The organism is Enterovibrio calviensis DSM 14347 (assembly GCF_000621165.1).
In the GTDB taxonomy this organism is placed as follows: domain Bacteria; phylum Pseudomonadota; class Gammaproteobacteria; order Enterobacterales; family Vibrionaceae; genus Enterovibrio; species Enterovibrio calviensis.
This window is the reverse complement of sequence record NZ_JHZA01000008.1, coordinates 215,674-239,161: the sequence shown is the minus strand read 5'-3', so window position 1 is coordinate 239,161 and position 23,488 is coordinate 215,674. Positions and strand designations below refer to the sequence as shown.

At 47.2% G+C, this 23,488-nt stretch carries 17 protein-coding genes and 1 tRNA gene; 6 read left to right on the top strand and 12 right to left on the bottom strand.

Annotation, left to right across the window (positions count from 1 at the left end):
* Positions 1–70 precede the first annotated feature (70 nt).
* Complete coding sequence (gene fadR / locus Q365_RS0108030; RefSeq protein WP_028022857.1) at positions 71–922, top strand: fatty acid metabolism transcriptional regulator FadR; 852 nt, start codon at positions 71–73, stop codon at positions 920–922.
* Between the two features lie 178 nt (positions 923–1,100).
* Here fadR and Q365_RS0108025 read toward each other — a convergent pair whose 3' ends face one another.
* From Q365_RS0108025 to gap, 5 genes are all read right to left on the bottom strand, one after another.
* Complete coding sequence (locus Q365_RS0108025) at positions 1,101–2,645, bottom strand: SpoVR family protein (RefSeq protein WP_028022856.1); 1,545 nt, start codon at positions 2,643–2,645, stop codon at positions 1,101–1,103.
* 47 nt (positions 2,646–2,692) lie between these two features.
* Positions 2,693–3,964: a YeaH/YhbH family protein gene (locus Q365_RS0108020; RefSeq protein ID WP_028022855.1), complete on the bottom strand. Its 1,272-nt coding sequence runs from the start codon at positions 3,962–3,964 to the stop codon at positions 2,693–2,695.
* Positions 3,965–4,001: 37 nt separating this feature from the next.
* On the bottom strand, positions 4,002–5,936 hold the full coding sequence (locus tag Q365_RS0108015) for a PrkA family serine protein kinase (protein ID WP_028022854.1): 1,935 nt from the start codon (positions 5,934–5,936) through the stop codon (positions 4,002–4,004).
* Positions 5,937–6,288: 352 nt separating this feature from the next.
* Positions 6,289–7,152 (bottom strand): D-hexose-6-phosphate mutarotase, encoded by an 864-nt coding sequence (locus Q365_RS0108010; RefSeq protein ID WP_028022853.1) that lies wholly within the window; start codon positions 7,150–7,152, stop codon positions 6,289–6,291.
* Positions 7,153–7,247: 95 nt separating this feature from the next.
* Positions 7,248–8,243, bottom strand: a complete 996-nt coding sequence (gene gap, locus Q365_RS0108005) for a type I glyceraldehyde-3-phosphate dehydrogenase (protein WP_028022852.1) — start codon at positions 8,241–8,243, stop codon at positions 7,248–7,250.
* A 519-nt stretch (positions 8,244–8,762) separates the two neighbouring features.
* On the opposite strand from gap, the gene msrB reads away from it, so the two are divergent.
* Complete coding sequence (gene msrB, locus Q365_RS0108000; RefSeq protein WP_028022851.1) at positions 8,763–9,152, top strand: peptide-methionine (R)-S-oxide reductase MsrB; 390 nt, start codon at positions 8,763–8,765, stop codon at positions 9,150–9,152.
* 114 nt (positions 9,153–9,266) lie between these two features.
* Here the strand turns inward: msrB and Q365_RS0107995 are convergent, their stop codons facing one another.
* On the bottom strand, positions 9,267–10,139 hold the full coding sequence (locus Q365_RS0107995) for a DUF2989 domain-containing protein (RefSeq protein WP_028022850.1): 873 nt from the start codon (positions 10,137–10,139) through the stop codon (positions 9,267–9,269).
* 159 nt (positions 10,140–10,298) lie between these two features.
* Entirely contained in the window at positions 10,299–12,065 is a 1,767-nt protein-coding gene (locus Q365_RS0107990; protein ID WP_028022849.1) for a calcium-binding protein, read from the bottom strand.
* 404 nt (positions 12,066–12,469) lie between these two features.
* Between Q365_RS0107990 and Q365_RS0107985 the strand changes: the two genes are divergently transcribed.
* Complete coding sequence (locus Q365_RS0107985; RefSeq protein ID WP_028022848.1) at positions 12,470–12,754, top strand: YeaC family protein; 285 nt, start codon at positions 12,470–12,472, stop codon at positions 12,752–12,754.
* 115 nt (positions 12,755–12,869) lie between these two features.
* Here the strand turns inward: Q365_RS0107985 and ansA are convergent, their stop codons facing one another.
* Complete coding sequence (gene ansA, locus Q365_RS0107980) at positions 12,870–13,880, bottom strand: asparaginase (RefSeq protein WP_028022847.1); 1,011 nt, start codon at positions 13,878–13,880, stop codon at positions 12,870–12,872.
* 86 nt (positions 13,881–13,966) lie between these two features.
* Entirely contained in the window at positions 13,967–15,823 is a 1,857-nt protein-coding gene (gene sppA, locus Q365_RS0107975; RefSeq protein ID WP_028022846.1) for a signal peptide peptidase SppA, read from the bottom strand.
* 162 nt (positions 15,824–15,985) lie between these two features.
* On the opposite strand from sppA, the gene Q365_RS0107970 reads away from it, so the two are divergent.
* From Q365_RS0107970 to Q365_RS0107960, 3 genes are all read left to right on the top strand, one after another.
* The gene (locus Q365_RS0107970) at positions 15,986–17,995 is read left to right on the top strand and encodes an NADPH-dependent 2,4-dienoyl-CoA reductase (RefSeq protein ID WP_028022845.1); all 2,010 of its coding nucleotides are present in this window, start codon (positions 15,986–15,988) and stop codon (positions 17,993–17,995) included.
* A 124-nt stretch (positions 17,996–18,119) separates the two neighbouring features.
* Positions 18,120–18,668: an NAD(P)H nitroreductase gene (locus Q365_RS0107965; RefSeq protein ID WP_028022844.1), complete on the top strand. Its 549-nt coding sequence runs from the start codon at positions 18,120–18,122 to the stop codon at positions 18,666–18,668.
* A gap of 112 nt (positions 18,669–18,780) precedes the next feature.
* Positions 18,781–20,715: a DNA topoisomerase III gene (locus tag Q365_RS0107960; RefSeq protein ID WP_028022843.1), complete on the top strand. Its 1,935-nt coding sequence runs from the start codon at positions 18,781–18,783 to the stop codon at positions 20,713–20,715.
* Here the strand turns inward: Q365_RS0107960 and Q365_RS0107955 are convergent.
* The 3 genes from Q365_RS0107955 to Q365_RS0107945 form a co-directional block, all read right to left on the bottom strand.
* On the bottom strand, positions 20,697–22,292 hold the full coding sequence (locus tag Q365_RS0107955; protein WP_028022842.1) for a diguanylate cyclase: 1,596 nt from the start codon (positions 22,290–22,292) through the stop codon (positions 20,697–20,699). The genes Q365_RS0107960 and Q365_RS0107955 overlap by 19 nt on opposite strands.
* Before the next feature lie 211 nt (positions 22,293–22,503).
* On the bottom strand, positions 22,504–23,262 hold the full coding sequence (locus tag Q365_RS0107950; RefSeq protein ID WP_028022841.1) for a sulfite exporter TauE/SafE family protein: 759 nt from the start codon (positions 23,260–23,262) through the stop codon (positions 22,504–22,506).
* Between the two features lie 93 nt (positions 23,263–23,355).
* Positions 23,356–23,432, bottom strand: a tRNA-Pro gene (locus Q365_RS0107945).
* Between the last annotated feature and the right edge of the window lie 56 nt (positions 23,433–23,488).

Here is a 23,488-nt window from a genome sequence, read left to right as displayed (position 1 = left end):
CTAGGTGGTAACCTTCAGTGGTATGATGAGTTATTAATCAAAATAAGAAGCAACTTGGAAACAACACTCAATGGTTATAAAGGCGGACAGCCCGGCAACGTTTGCTGAGAAATACATTATCGAGAGCATTTGGAATAATCATTTTCCTCAAGGTTCAATTCTTCCTGCTGAGCGTGAACTGTCAGAACTGATTGGAGTGACTCGTACAACGCTGCGTGAAGTACTTCAACGTTTGGCTCGTGATGGCTGGTTGACGATACAACACGGCAAACCAACGCGTGTTAATGATTACATGAATACTTCTGGCCTGAATATCTTAGATACTTTGGTTACGCTAGAGGGTGAAGATGTTCATGGCGTTCTTGAGAACCTGCTGTCTGCGCGCACCGATATTGGTGGTGTGTACATGCGATATGCGGTGAAAAATGACGCACAAGCATGCACCGCGCTGATTGAAAAGGTGATAAGCCGTTGTGAAGCCCTTTTGGCGAGCGATAGCTTTGCGAGCTTTGTTGAAACGGTAGAAGAGAAGCCTGCAATTCAACAAGACGTTAAAAAGATTTTTGATTCGTTTGGCAAAATCGACACTGATGTTTGTGAAGCTGTGTGCCGTGGTCGTGCATTCAACCATTACGACTACATGCTGTTCCAAGGTATGGCTCAACTATCTGGCAACAAAGTCTATGTGTTGACCATGAACGGTATGCGTAAAATCTATTCACGCGTTGGTGGCTACTACTTCATGGACAAGCGCGCTTGCGAACTGGCTCTTCAGTTCTATCGCGACTTACTTAGTATTTCGGTTGAAGGTCGCCAAGGCGATGTGGTTGATCGTATCAAACAGTACGGACGTGAAAGTGGCGCAATGTGGTTTGTGAACCGCGATACCATTGCAAAACTGATGGAACAAGAAGAAGCGTAAATACGTCTCTTGCTTCCTAATTGTCCAAGCGCATGACACGATGCGACAGACAGAAAAAAACCGCCAGTTTGGCGGTTTTTTGTTATCTAAATACTTTGTTGTTCAACTTTAGTTCCTACCCCTTGCACATTGCATCACTGAGTGAGCAACGAGAGCTAAGCACTATGCGATAAGCTCGCTAGGTGCCAGGAATCAAATCAGGATCGAACTGAGGACGCTTCGGACACGTTGCGATAATCTTCCCTTTTCCATCCGTCGTTTCTTCTTCAAGTACCACCTCAAAGCCCCACAAGCGATGTACATGCTTTAACACTTCCTCATGCGAGTTACCGAGAGGGATACGGTTGTGAGGTACGTAACGGAGCGTTAGCGCACGATTACCACGCAAATCGACGTCCCACACTTGAATATTCGGTTCATGGTTGGCGAGGTTATATTGCGCCGAGAGCTTTTCGCGGATTTGTCGATATCCTTCTTCATCGTGAATACAAGTGACTTCGATGAAATTCTGTTTATCGTCATCATTAACGGCGAAGAATTTCATGTCTCGCATCACTTTAGGAGAAAGAAACTGACTGATAAAGCTCTCGTCCTTGAAGTTATGCATGGCAAAGTGCATGGTTTCTAACCAATCTGAGCCTGCAATTTCAGGGAACCAATATTTGTCTTCTTCCGTTGGCGACTCACAAATACGTCGAATATCTGTGAACATCGCAAAACCCAGCGCATAAGGGTTGATGCCGCTGTAGTATTTACTGTTGTAGGGGGGTTGTGCTACCACGTTGGTGTGGCTGTGCAAGAACTCCATAATAAAGCGATCGGACACCAAACCTTCGTCATAGAGATGATTCAATATGGTGTAGTGCCAGTAGGTGGCCCAGCCTTCGTTCATTACTTGCGTTTGTTTTTGTGGATAGAAGTACTGGCTCACTTTACGCACGATACGAACAATTTCACGCTGCCATGGCTCAAGCAATGGCGAGTGCTTCTCAAAGAAGTAGAGAATGTTTTCTTGCGGCTCCGACGGGAATCGCTCGACGGCTTTTTCACGCACTTTTTCGCTGGTCGGAATGGTGCGCCACAAGGCGTTTACCTGAGTTTGAAGGTAGTCTTCACGTGATTTTTGACGCGCCTTTTCCTCGGCCATCGAGATTTTTTGCGGTCGCTTGTAACGGTCGACGCCGTAATTCATCAGTGCATGGCAGGAATCGAGCAGCTTTTCGACGTCATCAACGCCGTATTTTTCTTCACACTCGCTGATGTATTTTTTGGCAAACAGCAGGTAATCGATAATGGAACCAGCGTCTGTCCATGTTTGGAACAGGTAGTTACCTTTGAAGAATGAATTGTGACCGTAACAAGCATGGGCCATCACCAAGGCTTGCATGGTGATGGTGTTTTCTTCCATCAAATAGGCAATACAGGGATCAGAGTTGATGACGATTTCATACGCCAGCCCCATGTGCCCGTGCTTGTAGCCACGTTCTGTTTCGATGAACTTCTTACCAAATGACCAGTGACTGTAGTTGATTGGCATACCGACGCTTGAGTACGCATCCATCATCTGTTCAGCGGTAATGATTTCAATTTGGTTGACGTAAGTGTCTAGTCGATAGTGTTCCGCGACTCGTTTGATTTCGTTGTGGTACTGGTCCAGAAGATCAAATGTCCAATCTGGACCATCGCTGAGCGTCTTCTTTTTGTTTTTTGCTGCGACTGCCATGGAAGTCCTCCTTGGATATCAAAGCCGTATGAAAAGAGAGGTAAGCGTTAACTTACCTGTTTCTTAAATAGCTCCCGGAAGACGGGGAAAATGTCTTCGGCTGAACGAATATTCTGCATAGCGAAGTTTTCATAGGCTTCATCCAGTGCTTCATACTCGCGCCAGAGGGTTTGGTGCGCACGGCGTGTAATTTCAATGTATGCGTAGTATCGAGTCACAGGGAGCAGTTGTTTTTGCAACAGCTCACGGCAACCTGGTGAATCGTCTGCCCAGTTATCCCCATCCGACGCTTGAGCAGCATAGACATTCCATTCATTCGACGGGTAGCGTTCTTTGACAATGTCGTTCATTAAGCGAAGGGCACTCGAAACGATAGTGCCGCCCGTTTCTTGTGAGTAGAAAAACTCGTGCTCATCCACTTCTTTTGCTTGTGTGTGGTGTCGGATAAACACCACTTCCACGTTTTTATAGGTGCGGTTGAGAAAGAGGTACAACAAGATATAGAAGCGCTTGGCGATATCTTTGGTTGCTTGGTCCATCGAACCAGAGACATCCATAAGACAAAACATGACAGCTTGGCTGCTTGGTTGCGGACGCTTCTCGTAATTTTTGAATCTCAGGTCAAACGTATCAATGAAAGGAACGGCTGCGATCTTGTCTTTGAGCAGGTCGATCTCTTCTTGAAGTTGTTTTTCCTCCAACGGTTGCGCCGGCTCTGAGCGTTTTAAGGCTTCAAGCTCTGCTTCCAGTTCTTTCAGCTTTCTACGCTTACCCGCACTCATTGCGGTTCGACGAGCCAACGAGTTTTGCAGCGACCGAACAATGGCAATATTGGAAGGAACGCCGGTTGCTTTAAAACCAGAACGGTGTGTTTTGTACTCCACCAATTGGGTGATTTGATTCTTTTTCAGATTTGGCAGTTCAAGGTCTTCAAACAGCAAATCCAAGTATTCGTCTTTGGAGATTTGGAAAACGAAATCGTCCTGACCTTCACCATCTGGGCTTGCTTGGCCTTCACCCGCACCGCCACTACCGCCGCCACCCGGTGGACGTTCAATGCGGTCGCCTGCGATAAATTGGTCGTTGCCAGGATGGACAGCATCACGCTGTCCTCCTTTACCTTGTCGGAACGTTGGCTCTCGGATGTCACGAGAAGGGATAGTGATACTCTCACCACTATCCACGTCAGTGATAGAGCGTTGATTTACAGCGTCAGCAATCGACTCTTTGATCTGTCGTTTGTGACGGCGTAAAAAACGCTGTCGGTTCACTGTACTCTTGTTCTTTCCGTTGAGCCTTCGATCAATAAAATGCCCCATAAGCCCCCCGTATTTCGTTACTTCATTAACAGCCTGATTACGAAGACTTACGCACGCGCAGGTACCATTCAGACAAGAGTCGTACTTGTTTGCGGGTGTAACCTTTCTCCATCATACGTGCGACAAAGTCATCGTGTTTCTTCTGCTCTTCCGTCGAGGTTTTCGCATTGAACGAGATGACAGGCAGCAACTCTTCTGTGTTAGAGAACATTTTCTTCTCAATCACAGTGCGGAGTTTCTCGTAGCTTGTCCAACCTGGGTTTCTGCCTTCGTTGTTGGCGCGAGCACGGAGCACAAAGTTCACAATTTCATTTCGGAAGTCTTTTGGATTACTAATGCCCGCCGGTTTTTCTATTTTTTCCAACTCGCTATTGAGTGCGGAGCGGTCAAACAGTTGGCCAGTATCAGGGTCACGGTATTCCTGATCTTGAATCCAGAAATCGGCATAAGTGACATAGCGGTCAAAGATGTTCTGACCATACTCTGAATAAGATTCGAGATAGGCGGTTTGAATTTCTTTGCCAATGAACTCGACGTATTTTGGAATCAAGTACCCTTTAAGGTGCTCAAGGTATTTCTCAGCAAGATCTTGCGGGAACTGTTCGCGTTCAATTTGCTGTTCGAGCACATAGAACAAGTGGACAGGGTTAGCCGCCACTTCTGAGTGGTCAAAGTTGAAGACGCGGGACAGAATTTTGAACGCGAAACGCGTTGAAAGTCCGTTCATGCCTTCGTCGACACCCGCGTAGTCTCTGTATTCCTGATAAGACTTGGCTTTTGGATCGGTATCTTTCAGCGTTTCGCCATCATAGACGCGCATTTTAGAGAAGATACTTGAGTTTTCTGGCTCTTTTAGGCGCGACAAGATACTGAATCGAGCAAGAATATCGAGCGTACTTGGCGAGCAAGGCGCAGAAGACAACTCACTGTTTTGCAGTAGTTTGTCGTAAATTTTCATTTCTTCCGACACACGCAGACAGTAAGGCACTTTCACGATGTAAACGCGATCGAGGAAAGCCTCATTGTTTTTGTTGTTTCGGAATGTTTGCCATTCAGATTCATTCGAGTGAGCGAGGATCATGCCATCAAATGGTAGCGCCGAGAGGCCTTCGGTCCCGTTGTAGTTACCTTCCTGCGTCGCAGTAAGCAATGGGTGAAGCACTTTGATGGGGGCTTTAAACATCTCTACGAATTCCATCAAGCCTTGGTTGGCTTTACACAATGCGCCAGAGTAACTGTAAGCATCGGGGTCATCTTGTGAGAAATGCTCGAGTTGACGAATATCCACTTTACCAACCAGCGATGAAATATCTTGGTTGTTTTCATCACCCGGCTCTGTCTTCGCAACGCCGACTTGATCAAGAATCGATGGACGAACTTTCACGACTTTGAACTTGCTGATGTCACCACCAAACTCATGAAGTCGCTTAGCTGCCCAAGGTGACATGATCGAACGTAAGTAACGTTGAGAAATACCGTATTCGCTTTCCAGCAATGCACCGTCTTCTGTTACATCAAAGAGACAGAATGGGTGGTCATTCACTGGGCTACGTTCACCATTGGCAGTGAGGATGTAGATAGGTACTTTCTGCATCAGGCTTTTGAGTTTTTCGGCCAGTGATGACTTACCGCCACCCACTGGACCAAGCAAATAGAGGATCTGTTTGCGTTCTTCTAGACCTTGTGCAGCATGCTTGAGATAGGAGACGATTTGTTCAATCGCTTCTTCCATCCCGTAAAAATCTTCAAAGGTTTCATATCGCGAGATGACACGATTTGAAAAAAGCCGGCTCAACCGCGGCTCGTGCGCGGTATCGATCATTTCAGGCTCACCAATGGCCATCAACAAACGTTCGGCTGCATTGGCGTACACACTGCGATCTTCCCGGCATAGGTCCAGAAATTCGTGAAGGCTCAGCTCTTCGTCTTTAGATTCTTCGTATCGTTGACGATAGTGGTCGAATATACTCATGGTCCTGCCCCCTAAATCGTGCTGTTATCAATAAGAAAGGATATCGGCGCAGTTGCTTTCATATCCTTACCTTTTTAAGACTAGTAGCAACTGATCAATTTGCTTGGTTGAATTCGTTGTTTTTTCGATATTTTTCCCTTTTGTGATAAGGCCTTGTATTCAAGCTGTAACTTCCTCATCGCAATGAACTTATCAATACGAAGAGAATCACGCTTACGATTAATACCTTAATGCTGTGTCTTGTTTTGTGAGGCGACTAGAGGAAAACAAACGAGGTAGAAGGAGGGATAATCAAAGTAATAAAGCCGGAGCAATTGTCGATCCGGCTTAGAGGGGGGAGTTTTGCTGCTGGTTATTGACAGGAAATCACGGTAGACAATGTGTGAGTTTGCCCTGGCTCCAAGGTGACGCTGCGGTCATGAACGGCAGACTCCACACACACCATGGTTTCATAGCTGTTATCAGCCATGTCACCCATGCTGATAGACAAATCCTTCCACGGATTCCACACCACGACAGCATTGTGACCTTGGTTCGTTACGGCAAGACGGCGCTGAAAGCCAAGGTCTTCAACCATGACGGTTTCGTCAGAATGCGTATAAATTCGATCAACTTCTTGGTCAAATCCCGTATTGCCAGCGCTTGGGTGACGAACACCCGCAGCAATGAACTCGTTGCCGAGTTGAGAAACGGTGGTTTTGGTAATGTCGCCAATGTTTAGATAAGTATGGAGCGCGCCACCTATCAGCATAGGGGTGTCACCCGTGTTCGTAGAAACAAGGCTGATTTTCAGCGTATCGCCGACCTCCATGATAATTTCCGCGTTGAATGCATGCGGCCATATATCGCGAGTGTTGGCTGAATCTTTCAGCGTGAGGCTAATAATAACGCCTTGCTCATTCTCTCTGTGTTCGTTAAGTGTCCACTCGCTGCTGCGTGCGAAACCATGTGATGGTTCTGCTGCTTTACCAAACCAAGGCCAGCAAACAGGAACGCCACCACGAATGGCTTTGTTACCGCTAAAATCGGCTTTCTCACTCATCCAAATGACATCTTTTTTACCAGATGGTTGGAAGCTAAGTACATGAGCACCAAAAAGAGAAATGGAAGCCGTTGCTTTAGGGTGAATGACGCGGAGCACTTTAATGCCGTCAAGCTCGCAAACGGTGACATAGTCAGAGAGGACAGCAGTGGTTGGAAGCTGATTAACATCCATGAGATTTGCCTTTTGAATCTGAAATTTAGATACAAAAAAGGCGGCCAATAAGCCGCCTTTTGTCACTCATGCCTTAAATAGGCAATCCGGAATGATTACTTAGAGATGTGAGCAATCAGGTCCAGAACTTTGTTTGAGTAACCGATTTCGTTGTCGTACCAAGATACAACTTTAACGAATTTGTCAGTCAGAGCAACACCAGCTTTAGCATCGAATACTGAAGTTTGCTTTTCACCGATGAAGTCTTGAGAAACAACTTCGTCTTCAGTGTAGCCAAGAACGCCAGCCATCTCGCCTTCTGAAGCAGCTTTCATAGCAGCACAGATTGCTTCGTAAGTTGCAGACTCTTTCAGGTTAACAGTTAGGTCAACAACAGAAACGTTTGCAGTTGGTACGCGGAAAGCCATACCAGTCAGTTTGCCGTTTAGTTCTGGAAGAACAACGCCTACTGCTTTAGCTGCACCAGTTGATGATGGGATGATGTTCTGAGAAGCACCACGACCGCCACGCCAGTCTTTAGCAGAAGGACCGTCAACAGTCTTCTGAGTTGCTGTAGTTGCGTGAACAGTAGTCATCAGGCCAGATTCGATACCGAAGTTGTCGTTCAGTACTTTAGCGATTGGCGCTAGGCAGTTAGTAGTACAAGAAGCGTTAGAAACGATGTCTTGGCCCGCGTAAGTGTCTTGGTTAACACCCATTACGAACATTGGGGTCGCATCTTTAGAAGGACCAGTAAGAACAACTTTCTTAGCACCAGCAGTGATGTGTTGGCGTGCAGTTTCGTCAGTCAGGAAGATACCAGTTGCTTCAGCAACTACGTCAACACCTACTGCATCCCACTGAAGTTCAGTTGGGTTACGCTCAGCTGTTACGCGAACGGTTTTACCGTTAACAACTAGGTTACCTTCAACTACTTCAACAGTGCCGTTAAAACGACCGTGAGTTGAATCGTACTTTAGCATGTACGCCATGTAATCTACGTCGATCAGGTCGTTGATTGCTACAACTTCGATGTCGTTACGCTCAACAGATGCACGGAATACGAAACGGCCGATACGGCCAAAACCGTTAATACCTACTTTGATAGTCATTATGTTGCTCCACAACTTTGATATCTAGTGAAAATGAAACTGGTAGTAAAATTACAGAATCAGTATCACCCATGCAAGTAAAAAACCCACCTAAATTGCTTAAAATCAAAAAATAGTACGGATTATTTCTACAGCACTAAACAATTTTTTGGTGTTTTGCTGGGATTGTTGAAATTCATGTGCCACTTACTGACACGAGGGACTGCGCATAGACTTGTTGATTCGTGTTTAATACTAATCAGAAAGTATGGGAAGAATACGTGCTTCAGTGCGTGCGAATATTGAGAATTCCACGGAGATAGAAGGTGCTGTGTGTTATGTCATTAAAAGACAACAGAAAATGAAAACTCATGCATATCATTTGAGGCTGTCTATTTTTGCTGGATTGGTGGAATTTTTGTCGTTGAAAGTGTGGAAGTTGTGATGGGGTGGGCGGTGCGAAGTGACTAGACTGGCACTCAATATGATTTAACGGTAAGAAAAGAGGGAGACGCAAAAATTCCCAAATTAGAGGAAGTCATGACGACCCATTTAGATAAAAGCTGGAAAGAAAGCCTTTCAGATGAAGCATATAAAGTTTGCCGTTTAGGCCATACAGAAGCGCCTTATTCTGGCGCCTTACTTCATCAACACAAAAGCGGCTCGTATCACTGCGTATGTTGCGATTCTCTGCTTTTTGAATCAGGCACAAAGTTTGATTCCGGCTGTGGTTGGCCCAGTTTTGATGCGGCAGTTGAAGGCGCCGTGAAGTTTGTTGAAGATACAGGGCATGGCATGGTGCGAACCGAGATTCGCTGCGTGAATTGTGATAGCCACCTTGGCCATGTATTTGACGATGGACCCACCGAAACAGGTCAGCGCTACTGTGTAAATTCTGTCGCCATGACGTTTGATGAATCGGAAGATTGAACAAGCGATACTTGGTTGAAAGTATGGGATCAAAAAAGCGTGCATCCAGCACGCTTTTTTAATGCACTTAGTCAACGAACCTTATCCATGCACGTTATCAACGCCATTTGATGGCTAAGACTGGTTGTTGGAGGACAGTGCGCCTAGTTGATGCAGCATGCTAGCATTAAAGTCTCCTCCCTCGATCGCGGAGGCTATATCATCTGCGATGTCGGCAATGTGGTGTCTTCTTGAATCTTCCATTGGATAAAGCAATTTGAGTTGCTGTTCCTTTGCAATAGCAAGACCCATTTCACCGCCCACTAACGCCCACATGTACGCCTGATCAAGTTCGCCGATAGAGTGATTTGCCGTGGCGAGTGATTTGATCACGTCAGGGATGGTTTTTTCTATTGTGCTGCCACCGCGCCCGTCATAGAGAGTGAGTGATTTCATGAGCAATTTAATCGTGTGTAATTTGTCTTTATCGACGTAATACGTTGCTAGGCCAAGCTGCATCTCAGGGGAATCAAGGTACTCTGTTTCTTCTAGCTTCAGAAATTGTTCAAGCGCTTCTTGGTCACCTTGCGTCCATCGGTAATAAATGATTGAAGGTTGGTAAGAATTCTTAAGTTCTTGTTCTAGTCTCACAATCTCATCATAGGCATGGAAAAGTGCTTCGGTGCGCAGGGTTTTCTTGGACTTCAATGTGGTGGTTTCAATTTGGGCAGCTGATTCCATGCACTTGGCATATTTCTTCGTCAGTTGTAATTCGTCAAACTTATTGAGGTCTGAAGGCTTCTTCACGACATCAAAGCGAAGCCAAATGAGGTCTGTTCTCTCATGGCGACATTGGCCATCATTCACGTTTAATTTAGTACATATTTGAGGGTAATTTTCACAAAGCTGCGCACTGCTGCGGTTGCTTTCAAAGCACCCGGACAACAATAAGGTAGTCAATGCGGCAATTACCACTTTGATTGGAAATGTTATATGACCTTTATTCATGATGGCTGTGGCTCTTTCGTCGCTGTCTCTCATTTATGTCGAGTGACTTATAACATAAACACCTTTCATCAGTTTATCTTCATTTCCGGAGTTTTGCGTGAGTCCACAGACATAAAAAAGACCAGCATAATAGCTGGCCTGAGTTTTAATAAGGGTTCGTCACACAATATCGACGCCAAAATACGTGACGGTTTCAGCATCTGTCCAAATTGTGACTTTGTCGTTGGTGATCGTGTCTATAAAGACATAGGACTGTAGGTCAGCCGCTTGGGTTGCATTGATTCCCATTTTGTCGAGCATAGCGGGCGTGATCAATGCGTTGACTGGTTCAGAAGCGTTGTATTGCCAATCAAGACCCGTAACGTCAAAGGTATCGTCGCCGTCGCCCAGCCACGCGATAAACCCTTGCCAGTCACTGTTGTCTGTTGCATCTGATTTCGCATCTATCTGGTGGGCATTGACTGTGACTGTTTGATCGTCGCTGTCTCCCAATACGGATTCTATCCCTGCAATGACATTACCAGTGACTCCCGGTGTGGTTTGGTAGAGTTCACCCGTGAAATCGGCGTGTGTATCACCGAAAACGTGCAAAGTATCGAACCCTGTCGCGGCATCGTAAATTTGCAAATTCACTTGCTCTCCGCCACTCAGTGTTTTTATTTGGCCTTGAAAGTCGTCGCTGTCAAAAACAAATGTGTCAGAGTTAGTGCCGCCTTTGAGTCTGTCTTGGCCTGCTTGACCATCAAAGTAGCTGTCTGTACTTAACCAGCCTCCAAAGATGTAGTCATTGCCATCACCACCGAGTAATGTGTTGGAGCCTAGGTTGCCAAAGAGTGTGTCGTCGCCCTCTCCGCCATCTAGATAATCATCTCCGGCATTGCCTCGCAGCGTGTCATTCCCTGCTCCGCCATAAACGACATCATTACCGCCATTTCCGCGTAAGTCGTCGTTGCCGTCCTCGCCAAAGATAGTGTCGTCACCTGCGCCGCCCAAAACACGATCATCGCCGCTCTCTGCGTTGATATAATCATCGCCTTGGTCGCCACGAATGTTGTCGTTACCTACGCCACTCCAAACCTCATCGTCACCATCGCCGGCTCGGATGGTATCATCGCCATCTTGCCCTTCGACGTAGTCATCTCCTGCGCCTGCCAATAGGGTATCGTTGCCACGTCCGCCCCAAAGTTCGTCGTCGCCAGTGCCACCTTCGAGCTTATCGACACCGTTTTGACCATAGAGTTTGTCATCGCCATCGCCGCCGTGAATATGGTCATCACCGTTTCCGCCCCACGCTGAATCATCCCCAATTCCGCCAGACACGATATCATTGCCTGCACCAGCGACGATGTAATCATCGCCGCCTTCGCCATAGAGTTCATCATCGCCCTCGTAGCCATACAAAGAATCGTCGCCATGGGATGATGCATCACTGGTGATTTCTTTGACGTCGATGCTGACTGTCGAAGACGGGATATTGGTATCAACGGTATTTAAGTCGAGAGGCGTCCATTCAAACTGTGATAATTCGCTAGAGGCAATGGTAAAGAAAACGAGTTTGACGCCGCCAGTGGCATTGATGTCTAGCGCTGATCCGCGTTCAGCAAGGTTAACGTAATCAACAATGATATCTTTGCTGACCACATTGCCTGATGCATCAAGAATGGCATAACCGAGGCTCTTTTCGTCAGTGGAGGCAAAGTTAAAGCCTGAAAGAGAGACTGAAATGAACGTATCGCTTTGAATGTCAAAACTGCCGTCAGCGGTAGGCGTTAGGCTCTGAATCTCAGTCGCCGCGGAGTCGCCGTAAATGACATCATCACCTTCATAGCCACGAAGCGTATCGTTGCCAAGAAGTCCGTAGATCTCATCATCGTCAGCTGTACCTATTAGGTTGTCAGCTGAATTGCCGCCTGTAATGGTGGACATGATACGTTACCTTGTTGATTGGGCTTTAGAACACTGAGCGATGTTGGAGCTCAAAAAAATTGAGGGCAACTTGATGCCAGCTATGGGCAATATAAGAAGGTGTCGCTATTGGTGCGATTTCACTGCAACTTGATTCGCCTTGCGCCTCATTAGGTGACAAATTGGCAAAACCTTTGGCCTTGCTCAAGCAAGAAAGTGCGTATTCATTATAAAATCAGTACTATTAGATAAGTATATTTGCATGATTCAAAACCAAAGCATGGCAAAAGTATGCTTTGGGGTATGACGAAAGATTGGTCGTTATATTGGTGGAAGTTAGGCGTTTTGTTTTAAAACCCCTTGAATTAGCATGGTTAAGTAGACAAATATGCTTGAAAGTCAGGCATGGAATCCGAGGAATAAAAATGGATATTGAACAGATATTGTCCAGCATTACCCCTGACGCGTATGAGCGTTTGAGCTACGCCGTTGAAACAGGAAAATGGCCAGAAGGTACTTCTCTCACGCAAGAGCAGCGTGACCATGCCATGCAGGTTGTGATGCTTTACCAATCTCGCCACAACACCTCACCTCAGCACATGACGGTGGCAGCAGGGGGCGACATTACATTGAAGTCAAAAGCGGCACTGAAGCGTGAATTCTCAAGCGATCAGGAAACCATTGTTCAAACAAACGTCAATAATGACTAGTACGAATGACTGATATAAAAAAACGGCATAAATGCCGTTTTTTTTGTGACCAAAATGCTAGCCAGCTTCGTCTAGAGGGCATCTTCTAAAGAGGCATCGTCTAAAGGAGTCGCGTCTAGAGGGTTAGCTCACCGCGAAGATCTTGTTGAAGCAAGTTTCGTACAGTTTCCATTGGTAGATCTTGGCTCAACAGATAATGTAATTTTGCTAAGGCCGCTTCTGGAGTCATGTCGTATCCGCTAAGAACACCAGCTTCCGCCAAGGCACAGCCCGTTGCATAACCTCCCATGTTCACCTTGCCAGCAAGACACTGCGTAAGGTTAAGTACAACCACGCCACGGTTTGTGGCTTCTCTGAGTAGCCCTAACAGTTCTTTGTTTTGTGGAGCATTGCCCACACCAAATGTTAGCAGAATCATGGCATTGACGGGTTGCTTGAGCGCATTTCGTATTACATCAGGAGAAATGCCAGGGTACATCATGATGATGGCAACAGGTTGCTCAGTGATGGTATGAACTTTGAATTCGCCTTCTGGCTTTTTATCAATTTCAGCGCCGTTAAGCTGAATGTTGATCCCTGCTTCTAGCAATGAAGGCATGTTTGGCGATGTAAACGCATTAAAGCCATCAGCGTGAGATTTTGTGCTGCGGTTGCCGCGAAGCAGTTGATTATTGAAGAACAGTGTCACTTCGTTAATCGGGTAGTTAGCCGCAATATGCAGAGAGTTAAGCAGGTTTGCTTGCCCATCCGAACGAAGCTCTGCCAATGGAATTTGTGAACCTGTTACGATGACAGGCTTATCCAAATTCTCCAGCATGAACGACAACGCGGACGCGGTGTACGCCATGGTGTCAGTACCATGCAGAATGACAAAGCCGTCGTAATTGTCATAGTTATCACGAATGTCGTCAGCAATACGTTGCCACTCGGCAGGCGTCATGTCTGCGGAGTCAATGAGTGGTGCGTATTCGTGAATCGTAAATTCAGGCATTTCTGGACGATGGAATTCCGGCATCTGCTTGAGTTGCTGTTGCATGAAGCCAGAGACGGGAATGTAACCTTGCTCTGATTTCAGCATGCCGATCGTGCCGCCAGTGTAGGCGATATATATGTGTTTTCTTTCCATCTTCACAAATTCAATGTTGCCGAGGTCGTGGCGGCATTATACGTACCAGAGGGGTAAAAAAAACCCCGGCGCTTGCCGGGGAGTTCTCAGTTCTCGTAATAACTGCAATTTGGACAAAGCGCGTATTGTCCATTTGGATCATTGAAGTTATTTAAGGTGTTTATTTCGTTCACAGCGGTGTTAGCGAACTGTTGCACTATCGGTGACAGCTTAACGTTCATGCCAAGGTCGAGTTTCACAATGGCTTGATTCACAAAGTCATAGATGAACTGCTGTGCCGGCGTTAATGGTTCTTCAAGCCAGTTGAGTGAGTAGTCTTCGAGTTGCGCCAATTCAGCGGCAACAGCAATGGCATCATCAAAGTCACCGAGTTGATCGACCAAGCCACGCTTCATTGCGTCATAGCCTGTCCAGACTCGGCCTTGCGCGACGTTATCGACATCTTCAATTGATAGGTTACGTTGGCTTGCTACGAGACCGATAAAACGCTGGTAGCCATTCTCGATACCCAGTTGCATGATGTCTGACACACCTTCAGGAAGGGCTCGCGTGACACCGACACCCGCAAATGGCGTTGTGCCAATGCCATCGTTGTAAACACCGTACTTGGCGAGTGCATCTTCGAACGTCGTTAAAATACCGAAGATACCGATTGAGCCTGTGATGGTGGTGGGTTGCGCAAGAATTCGGTCGGCACTGGTTGAAATCCAATAGCCGCCTGATGCCGCCACACTCGACATGGATACAACAACGGGTTTCCCTGCTTCTTTCAGCGCTTCGACTTCGTTGCGAATGACCTCGGAAGCAAACGCACTGCCTCCTGGGCTATCAACACGCAGTACCACAGCTTTTACTGCATCGTTAAGGCGTGCATCTCGAAGCAATGCTGCGGTTGTGTCGCCGCCCACAGTGCCTTCAGATTCAAAGCCATCGACAATAGCGCCACTAGCAACCACAACAGCAATTTGTTCGGCTTTAGGCATATTGAACTGGAATGAAGAGTAATCGTACATGCTTACATAGTTAAAGCTGTCCTCTCCATCACTGCCGAACTTCTCTGCAAGCTTACTGCGAATTTGTTGACGGGTTAGCAACTCGTCCACCAACCCTAATCGTTGAGCGAGAAGCGCAAAATCGCCATTGGCCGCTTTTAGCTCTTTGAGCAAGGTTTCAGTATTTGGTGATAAGCGATCAGCATCAATGTCTCGATTGGAAGCAACATCTTCGACGAAAGCGCCCCAAAGTTGGTTTAGCCAAACCGCGTTGGACTCGCGTGCCTCGTTAGACATTTCAGTACGGGTATAAGGTTCAACGAACGACTTATACGTGCCGACACGAAATACGTGAGTGGTAATATCGAGCTTATCCAGTAAGTCTTTAAAGTACAGATTGTATGTACCATAGCCACGCAGCAATACAGCGCCATCCGGTGCCATATAGACCTCATCTGCATAGCTCGCGAGATAGTACTGACTTTGATTGTAGTGACCACCAATCGCAACAACAGGTTTACCTGTCGCTTTGAATTCATTAATGGCTTTTGCGATGTAGCGCAATTTCGTGAGGCTGGTTTCAGACATGTCTGACAGGCTCAGCACCATGCCGTTGATGTTATCGTCGTTGGCGGCTTCGCGGATCTGTTCAACAATGTCAAAGAGGACATTTTCAAACTCGACCTGCTGACCAAAGAGATTGCGCGTAGCAAAATCGTAAGGGTCGATTCTACGTTGCTTTTCGACGATGGGACCGGAGATATCGAGCAACAGCGCTTGAACAGGTTGCTCTACTGGCTCTTGCTTAACGACGTAATCGTCCGTCATCACGTAATAGATCATCACAAAAATGGCGATGAAGATCAGATTCAACACCAATTGACGTGCGAAACTTAAAAGCTTCCAACACCATTTCAGAACATTTCCTAGAAATTTAAAAAGCGTTTTCATTTGTTTACCCAGCTTCTTTTCATGTCTGTAATCGTAACCAATCCTGTTTGGATAACCTAGCTTTGATTTATGTTGTAAAAATGTAAACAAACGTTTGAAACTTCTGTTTGACGGGTTTATGGTTGTCTCATCAGAATAAAAATGAACATGGAAGCGTAGATAATGAACTTGCCGTACCCTCACTTACTTGCGCCACTGGATCTTGGTTTTACGCAGTTGAAGAATCGCGTACTGATGGGATCAATGCACACCGGTCTAGAAGAATCGAACGATGGTTTTAAAAAGCTAGCAGCCTTCTATGCCGAACGGGCTAAGGGTGGTGTGGGCTTGATTGTGACGGGGGGCTTTTCACCTAACTTCCGAGGCCGTTTACATCCACTGAGTGCGCAATTTAGCAGTGGTCGCGCGGCTCGTGCTCATCGCACTATCACGGATTCTGTTCACCAACACGGTGGAAAAATCGCATTACAATTGCTCCATGCTGGGCGCTATGCCATGCACCCTCTTGCGGTGAGTGCGTCAGCCACTAAATCACCGATCTCGAAGTTTGCGCCGTCAGCGATGAGTGAGCGACAAATCTTAGGTACCATAAAAGATTTCGCAAAAAGTGCTGAATTGGCCCGAGAGGCGGGTTATGACGGGATTGAAATCATGGGGTCTGAAGGCTATTTGATTAATCAGTTCATTTGCGCTCGGTCGAATACCCGTTATGACGGCTGGGGCGGTAGCTATCAAAACCGTGTTCGTTTTCCGATCGAGATCGTGAAAGCGGTACGCGAGCGTGTCGGTCATGATTTCATAATCATTTTCCGTCTCTCAATGCTTGATCTGGTTGAGCAGGGAAGTACACATGAAGAGGTGGTTGAACTCGCAAAAGCGCTTGAAGCGGCTGGCGTCACCATTCTCAATACGGGCATTGGCTGGCATGAAGCCCGTGTTCCGACCATCGCGACGCAAGTTCCTCGTGCGGCATTTAGCTGGGTTACTGAGCGCTTAAAAGGCGAGGTGTCCATTCCTTTGGTTTCGTGTAACCGCATTAACACTCCTGACGTGGCGGAAAATATCCTGTCGAGTGGTCAGGCAGACATGGTTTCTATGGCGCGCCCCTTCTTGGCCGATGCAGCGTTTGTTAACAAAGCAGAGCAAGATAAAGCGGATGACATCAATACCTGTATTGCGTGTAATCAGGCCTGTTTGGATCATGTGTTTAAAGGCAAGCGCGCTAGCTGTTTGGTGAATCCACAAGCGTGTTATGAAACCGAATTGGTCATTTCTCCTGCCGTGAATAAGCGACGTGTTGCCATTGTCGGTGGCGGCATGGCGGGTATGTCTTGTGCGGTTACAGCGGCAGAGCGCGGTTTTGACGTTGTGCTGTTTGAGAAAAGTGCTGTGCTCGGCGGTCAGTTTAATCTGGCGATGCAAATTCCAGGTAAAGAAGAGTTTCAAGAATCTATTCGTTACTTCACGCGTAAAGTGGCGCAATTCAACATCGATGTGCGACTGAATCAAGCCGCTGATGTCGACGCGCTGAAAGAGTTTGATGAAGTGGTGATTGCCACTGGCGTAAAACCCCGAATGCCTGCCATTGAAGGTATTGACCACTCTAAAGCGATAGATTACCAAACGCTTATTCGAGACAAACCAGAACTGGGTGATCGCGTCGCTGTGATTGGTGCGGGTGGTATAGGGATTGACGTCGCAACCATGATTACCGAACCACAAGATCACACGTTAGAAGATTGGTTGAAAGATTGGAGTATCGACCAAAGCTTGTCTCACGAGGGCGGGTTACTACCGCAGCCACACTATGTCGCTCAACGTCAGGTTTGGTTGCTGCAACGTAAGCTAGGCAAGGTCGGAAAAGGGCCAGGTAAAACAACGGGCTGGATACACCGAAAAACGTTAGAGAAGCGCGGTGTCGAGCTATTAGGCGGCGTGAGTTACGAGAAAATCGACGATGCGGGTTTGCATATTACGCTAGAAGGCCAGCACCATATCTTGCCTGCTGATCATGTGATTATTTGTGCTGGGCAAGAGTCTGTGAATGATCTTGTCGCGCAGCTTGAAGGGCAGGGTAAGCAAACTCACATTATCGGTGGCGCGGAAAAAGCGGGCGAGCTGGATGCGAAGCGAGCCATTCGTCAAGGTGTCGAACTGGCTATCTCTTTGTAGCTTATGACGAGTTAACCCTTTGTGTTTACTTAATCCCACATAACCCGAATGGAGTTGATCCTTCGGGTTTGTGTTATTTTTAGGGCAACAAATGCAAATTAACGGAATCAATATTGGGGCTTCCATGGACGCATTACATTTACTGACTCAACGTCGTTCTATTCCTCGCTTATCGGCACCCGCTCCAGAAGGTGATGCACTGGAAAACATGCTGGCTGCTGGCCTGCGCGCACCGGATCATGGAGCGCTCACGCCATGGCAATTTGTAGTGGCAACAGGGGAGGGATTGGACAAGCTTTCTGCCATCTTGAAAAATGCTGCCCAAGCCGATAATGAAGAAAGCGCTGTGATTGAAAAAGCGGCGAACTCTCCGCACCGCGCCCCAATGGTGATCACTGTCATTGCACGCACTAAACATCACGATAAAGTCCCGTTGATCGAACAACACATATCAGCAGGCTGCGCCGCACAAGCGATGCAGATGGCTGCGGTTGCCCAAGGCTTCCAAGGTTTTTGGCGAACGGGTAAATGGGCATATCATGCGGCGGTTCGTGAAGCGTTTGATGTTGCTGGTGATGATCAAATTGTTGGTTTCCTTTATGTCGGCACACCGGATTGCACACCTGCAAATGCGCCGAAACGCGACACCAGCAAATACGTTTCCTATCTTTGATCCCATCTGTATTCATCACTCACAATTAACTGGATAAATATCCAGTTAATTGTTGTTAACCCCCTTTATTTTCGCTAAATTGTCGGCAATAGATCCGTAAACTGGTTTCCCCATGGCCCGACTCTTTATTGCAGAAAAGCCCAGCCTAGGCCGCGCCATTGTTGCTGCACTGCCTAAACCTCATAAAAATCACGAAGGCTATGTTCAAGCTGCCAATGGCGACACTGTCACATGGTGTATTGGCCATCTGCTTGAGCAGGCAGAGCCTGATGCCTATGACGAAAAGTACAAGACTTGGCGATTAGACGACCTGCCAATCCTTCCTGATCCTTGGATTCTTAAACCAAGAAAATCAGCAGCAAAACAGCTATCCGTTGTGAAGAAATTGCTGAAGCAATTCAATGATATTATTCACGCGGGTGACCCCGATAGAGAAGGGCAATTGCTGGTGGATGAGGTGTTTAGCTTCGCTAAATTGCCGGAAGCGAAAAAACAACGTATTCAGCGACTCTTGATCAATGACCTCAACGTTTCGGCGGTGACAAAAGCCCTGTCTGCCATGCGAAGCAATCTCGATTTTGTGCCGCTTTCGGTATCAGCGCTTGCACGTTCTCGCGCGGATTGGCTCTATGGCATGAACATGTCACGAGCGTACACACTGCTTGGTAAGCAGGCTGGTTATCAAGGTGTCCTCTCGGTTGGGCGCGTGCAAACACCTGTGCTTGGTTTGGTGGTTCGTCGCGATCGAGAGATAGCTGCATTTGTGCCAAAGCCGTTTTATCAGTTAGATGCTGTTATTGCGTATCAGGGCAATAACATCTTTGCGCGCTGGCAACCCAGCGAATCGTGTCAGCCTTGGCAGGATGAAGAGGGGAGAGTGTTATCAAGGAAGTTGGTGGAAAACGTTGCTCAACGTATTGCCAACCAACCTGCCACGGTAGTGGTTTCAGAGCGCAAAGGCACCAAGCAAGCGCCGCCGTTGCCATATAGCCTCTCTGCGCTTCAGATTGATGCCGCTAAACGCTTCAACATGAGTGCCGCGGATGTATTGGCGTGTTGTCAGTCTCTATATGAAAAACACAAGGTGATTACTTACCCGCGTTCAGACAGTCGCTACCTGCCAAAAGAACACCTAAAAGAAGCGTCAGCAGTGACGTCAGCAATTAGTAAAACTGCGCCTCCTCTGAGTGATGCCGTAAAAAATGCCAATTTGTTGCTTAAATCCAAAGCGTGGAATGACAGCAAAGTGGAAGCGCACCATGCCATTATTCCCACGGGCAAAAGTAGCCAAGTCTTGAGTGGAAGGGAGAAAGATGTCTACGAACTGATTGCTCGTCAGTATCTCATGCAATTCTACCCTTCGGCCGAGTACGTGGAAGCCAAATTGGACTTCGAGATTGCGGGAGGCATCTTTGTTGCCAAAGGCAAGCAGTTGACCCTTGCAGGGTGGCGAGCCTTGCTTACGCGCGATAACGCCTCGCAAAAAGAAGATATCGAAAGCCAAGTTCCTCCGTTAAGCAAGGGAACGGTGCTGACGTGTGAACGTGGTGAAATCAAAGATTGCATGACCGAGCCGCCTAGGCATTTTACTGAAGCCACGTTATTGCAAGCGATGACGGGTATTGCTCGTTTTGTAAAAGAAGCCGAGCTGAAAAAAATTCTCAGAGATACAGATGGGCTAGGAACCGAAGCGACGCGTGCAGGTATTCTCGAACTGTTGTTTAAGCGCAGTCTGCTCTCACGCGAAGGAAAACAAATACGGGCAACGGCCTCGGCTTGTGGTCTTATTGATGCGATACCAGAAAAGTCGGCCTATCCGGATATGACGGCGCATTGGGAAAGACAGCTCCAAGACATGGCGGACAAAAAAGGGAGCTATCAACCTTTTATGGCAGCGTTAGAGTCGGAGTTAGTGGACTTGATGGCCTCGGTAAGAAAAGGGCCTGTTCCAGACAGCTTACGTTCGTTACCGGCTCAACCTAATCCGTTCAAAAAACGAAAAGGCAGTGGCGGGCCTAAACGGAAGCGTTATAAAACAAAGGCCTGATTTTTACCGCAACTCTTGGCTTCGTAGAGCGCCACATCAGCATCAATGAACAATTGCTGCTGGTTGTTAGGTTTGTCCGGAGTGCAGGTTTTGGCACCTGCACTGATGGTGACATAGGGTGCGATGGGTGACGCGCCATGAGGGATTTGGAGTGAAGATACCGCTGCAAGGGCTCGTTCAGCAACGATTCTTGACTCCTCTTTAGTGATACCGGGAAGCAAGAACACGAACTCTTCTCCGCCAAATCGCGCGAGAGTTGCGCCAGCTCTTCGTTCTACATGGCTTAACGCTTCAGCCACTTGCGCCAAACACTTGTCACCTAAAGCATGACCATACATGTCGTTGTATTGTTTGAAATGATCAATATCGACAATCAATATAGTGAGCGGTGTTTGATAGCGTATCGCTCTTCGCCACTCTTCCTCGAGCCTTTCATCCAGCATACGACGGTTGGGGATTTTAGTGAGGCTGTCTTCACGAGATATTTGGTTAAGGCGACGATTTACTTCTTCTAATTGCGCGGTACGGTCAGCGACACGCTGCTCGAGCGATAGATTCAGTGATTTTAATTGGTCTTGAGCATGCCGCTGGATTAGATGTTGTGACATAGTCACGCCAAGTAACTTCAACAGTTCACAATGATAGCTTTTTAATGGTGTTCCAGAGATAAGGTTATCGCAGGCAATCCATCCAATGGGGTCATCGCCATCCCACAGTGAAATCGTTGCGTTCCAACCAGTGCCTACTTCTTTGTTGTCGTGAAAAAGAGGCACATCTTCGTTGATAGTAATGTGCTGCTTTTTGTCCAGCGTTGACTTTGCATGGTAATGCTCGTACATCGCAGTGCAATACCATTGCTCGTTGGTCACTGTTCCATTGATATCCGTGCCGTACGTTCCACGCATCAATCCGGTATGGGTGTTAAGAAGAAATATGGCCATTCGATCAAAATCAAGCGCGTGAATACACTCATACACCGCAGTGTGAAGCATATTGTCGAGAGAACGTGAGTGCCACAGGCGCAGAGAGATCTTGTGCAATATATGTAGCTGTTCTAACAACCCTTTTTGCGAGCTCACTTCTTGAATGCGTTTCTCTTCTGTCTTTAGGTGCTGAGTCTTTTCCGTTAAAAAAGCTTGTTGTTGAAGGTGACTATCCAATGCACCAGAGATGAGCAGTGACAGCATCTCGCAAGCATGGGAGTCTGCCTTAAAAGAGAATGGCGTCGTCAAAACCAAAGCACCATAAGCGCCGCCTCTGATCTTCAAGGGTATGAGTAGATAGGAGAGGTCGTCTTTGACAGTATGATTCTTTTGCGTGAACCGTTGAGTGAGCAGTTCGATATCCCGGTTGCATGCGGGAACCATGGGGGAAAATAGCTGAAAGTACTTTGGCTTGATATCAGCTAATTGCATCCATTCTTCATGCTGTTCGTCACGAATCATCAGTTGACAGCGTGCGTCAGGAGACTGCGCTATGAACGCATGCCCAAGTGCAAGACAGAAATCATTAATATCTTTCTGCGGACAAATAGCTTGTCCTACCGTGAGGCAGAATGCGTAATCCAGAGCAATCATGCTCTACGACTCCCTATATAGCTGACGAAAACGTGATTTTGCTTCTATTCTTTTTTCGGCAGTATGACAGCAAACCTACTGATAACTGTCTGAATTTACGTCATCTTCGACTGACGTCACAAGTGGCCATTGTAGGTTGTGATGGGGGTAAAATGTTTTGGTCGCACGTCGTGCCTGCCCAGCGATAAGTGGGGGAAACTACGCGTTAAGGCTATGAAGTATAGGCAAAAACACAACCCACTAATGTCATCAAGAACAAGAACCACTTCAGAGTATTAGGATTTGCTTTAATGGCAAATTTAACCGCCAACCAAGCACCGACCATGGAGCCGATCGCGAGCAAAAGACCTGGCAGCCATAGGATAAGGTCGTGCCAGATAAAGATGACAAGAGAGATTGAGGTGAAGGCGAGTGTGCAAACCAGTTTGAGCGCATTACCTCGCACCAAATCATAACGCAATGTCCCACAAAGCGCGGCAAGTAACACGAAACCAACGCCAGCTTGGACAAATCCGCCATAGAAACCTGCAATGAGTAACCCTATCAAAGATGACGGTGTGTCTTTGACCAAACGGAAAGGTTCATCTGCATCTGGGCTAACGAGACTGGGTTTGATGAGCATCACAAATGCCATTAGGAGCATTGTGCCAAGAAGTAGGGGCTTAATGATGCTGGAGGGAAGCCACGCCGCCGCAACTGCGCCTGCGGCGCCACCTATGAATGTTGGAATGAGAATCGCCACTAGGTCCGTATTTTCGAGGCGTTTATGGTGGCGAAAGCCAGCAACGCCAGACACGCTTTGCATGAGCACACCAACGCGGTTTGTCGCATTAGCCACTTCAGCAGGCATCCCAAGCACAATCAATGCGGGTATGGTGAGGTTTGATCCACCGCCAGCGAGCGTGTTGATGATGCCAGCAACAAAGCCTAGTACGATAAGTAGTGCGCCAAACTCGATAGAGACATCCATTTCGCCATCCAAATAATAGTGAGAGGTTGGATACTAGCGAACAAAGCACCAACGAAAAAGCCCGCAGCTAAAAAGCTGCGGGCTCTCAAAAAATGGTCGGTCTGAGAGGATTTGAACCTCCGACCCCTGACACCCCATGACAGTGCGCTACCAAGCTGCGCTACAGACCGACTACGTGAAATCATGGTACGAACACATGATCTGAGTGTCAATCTACTTTGTCATT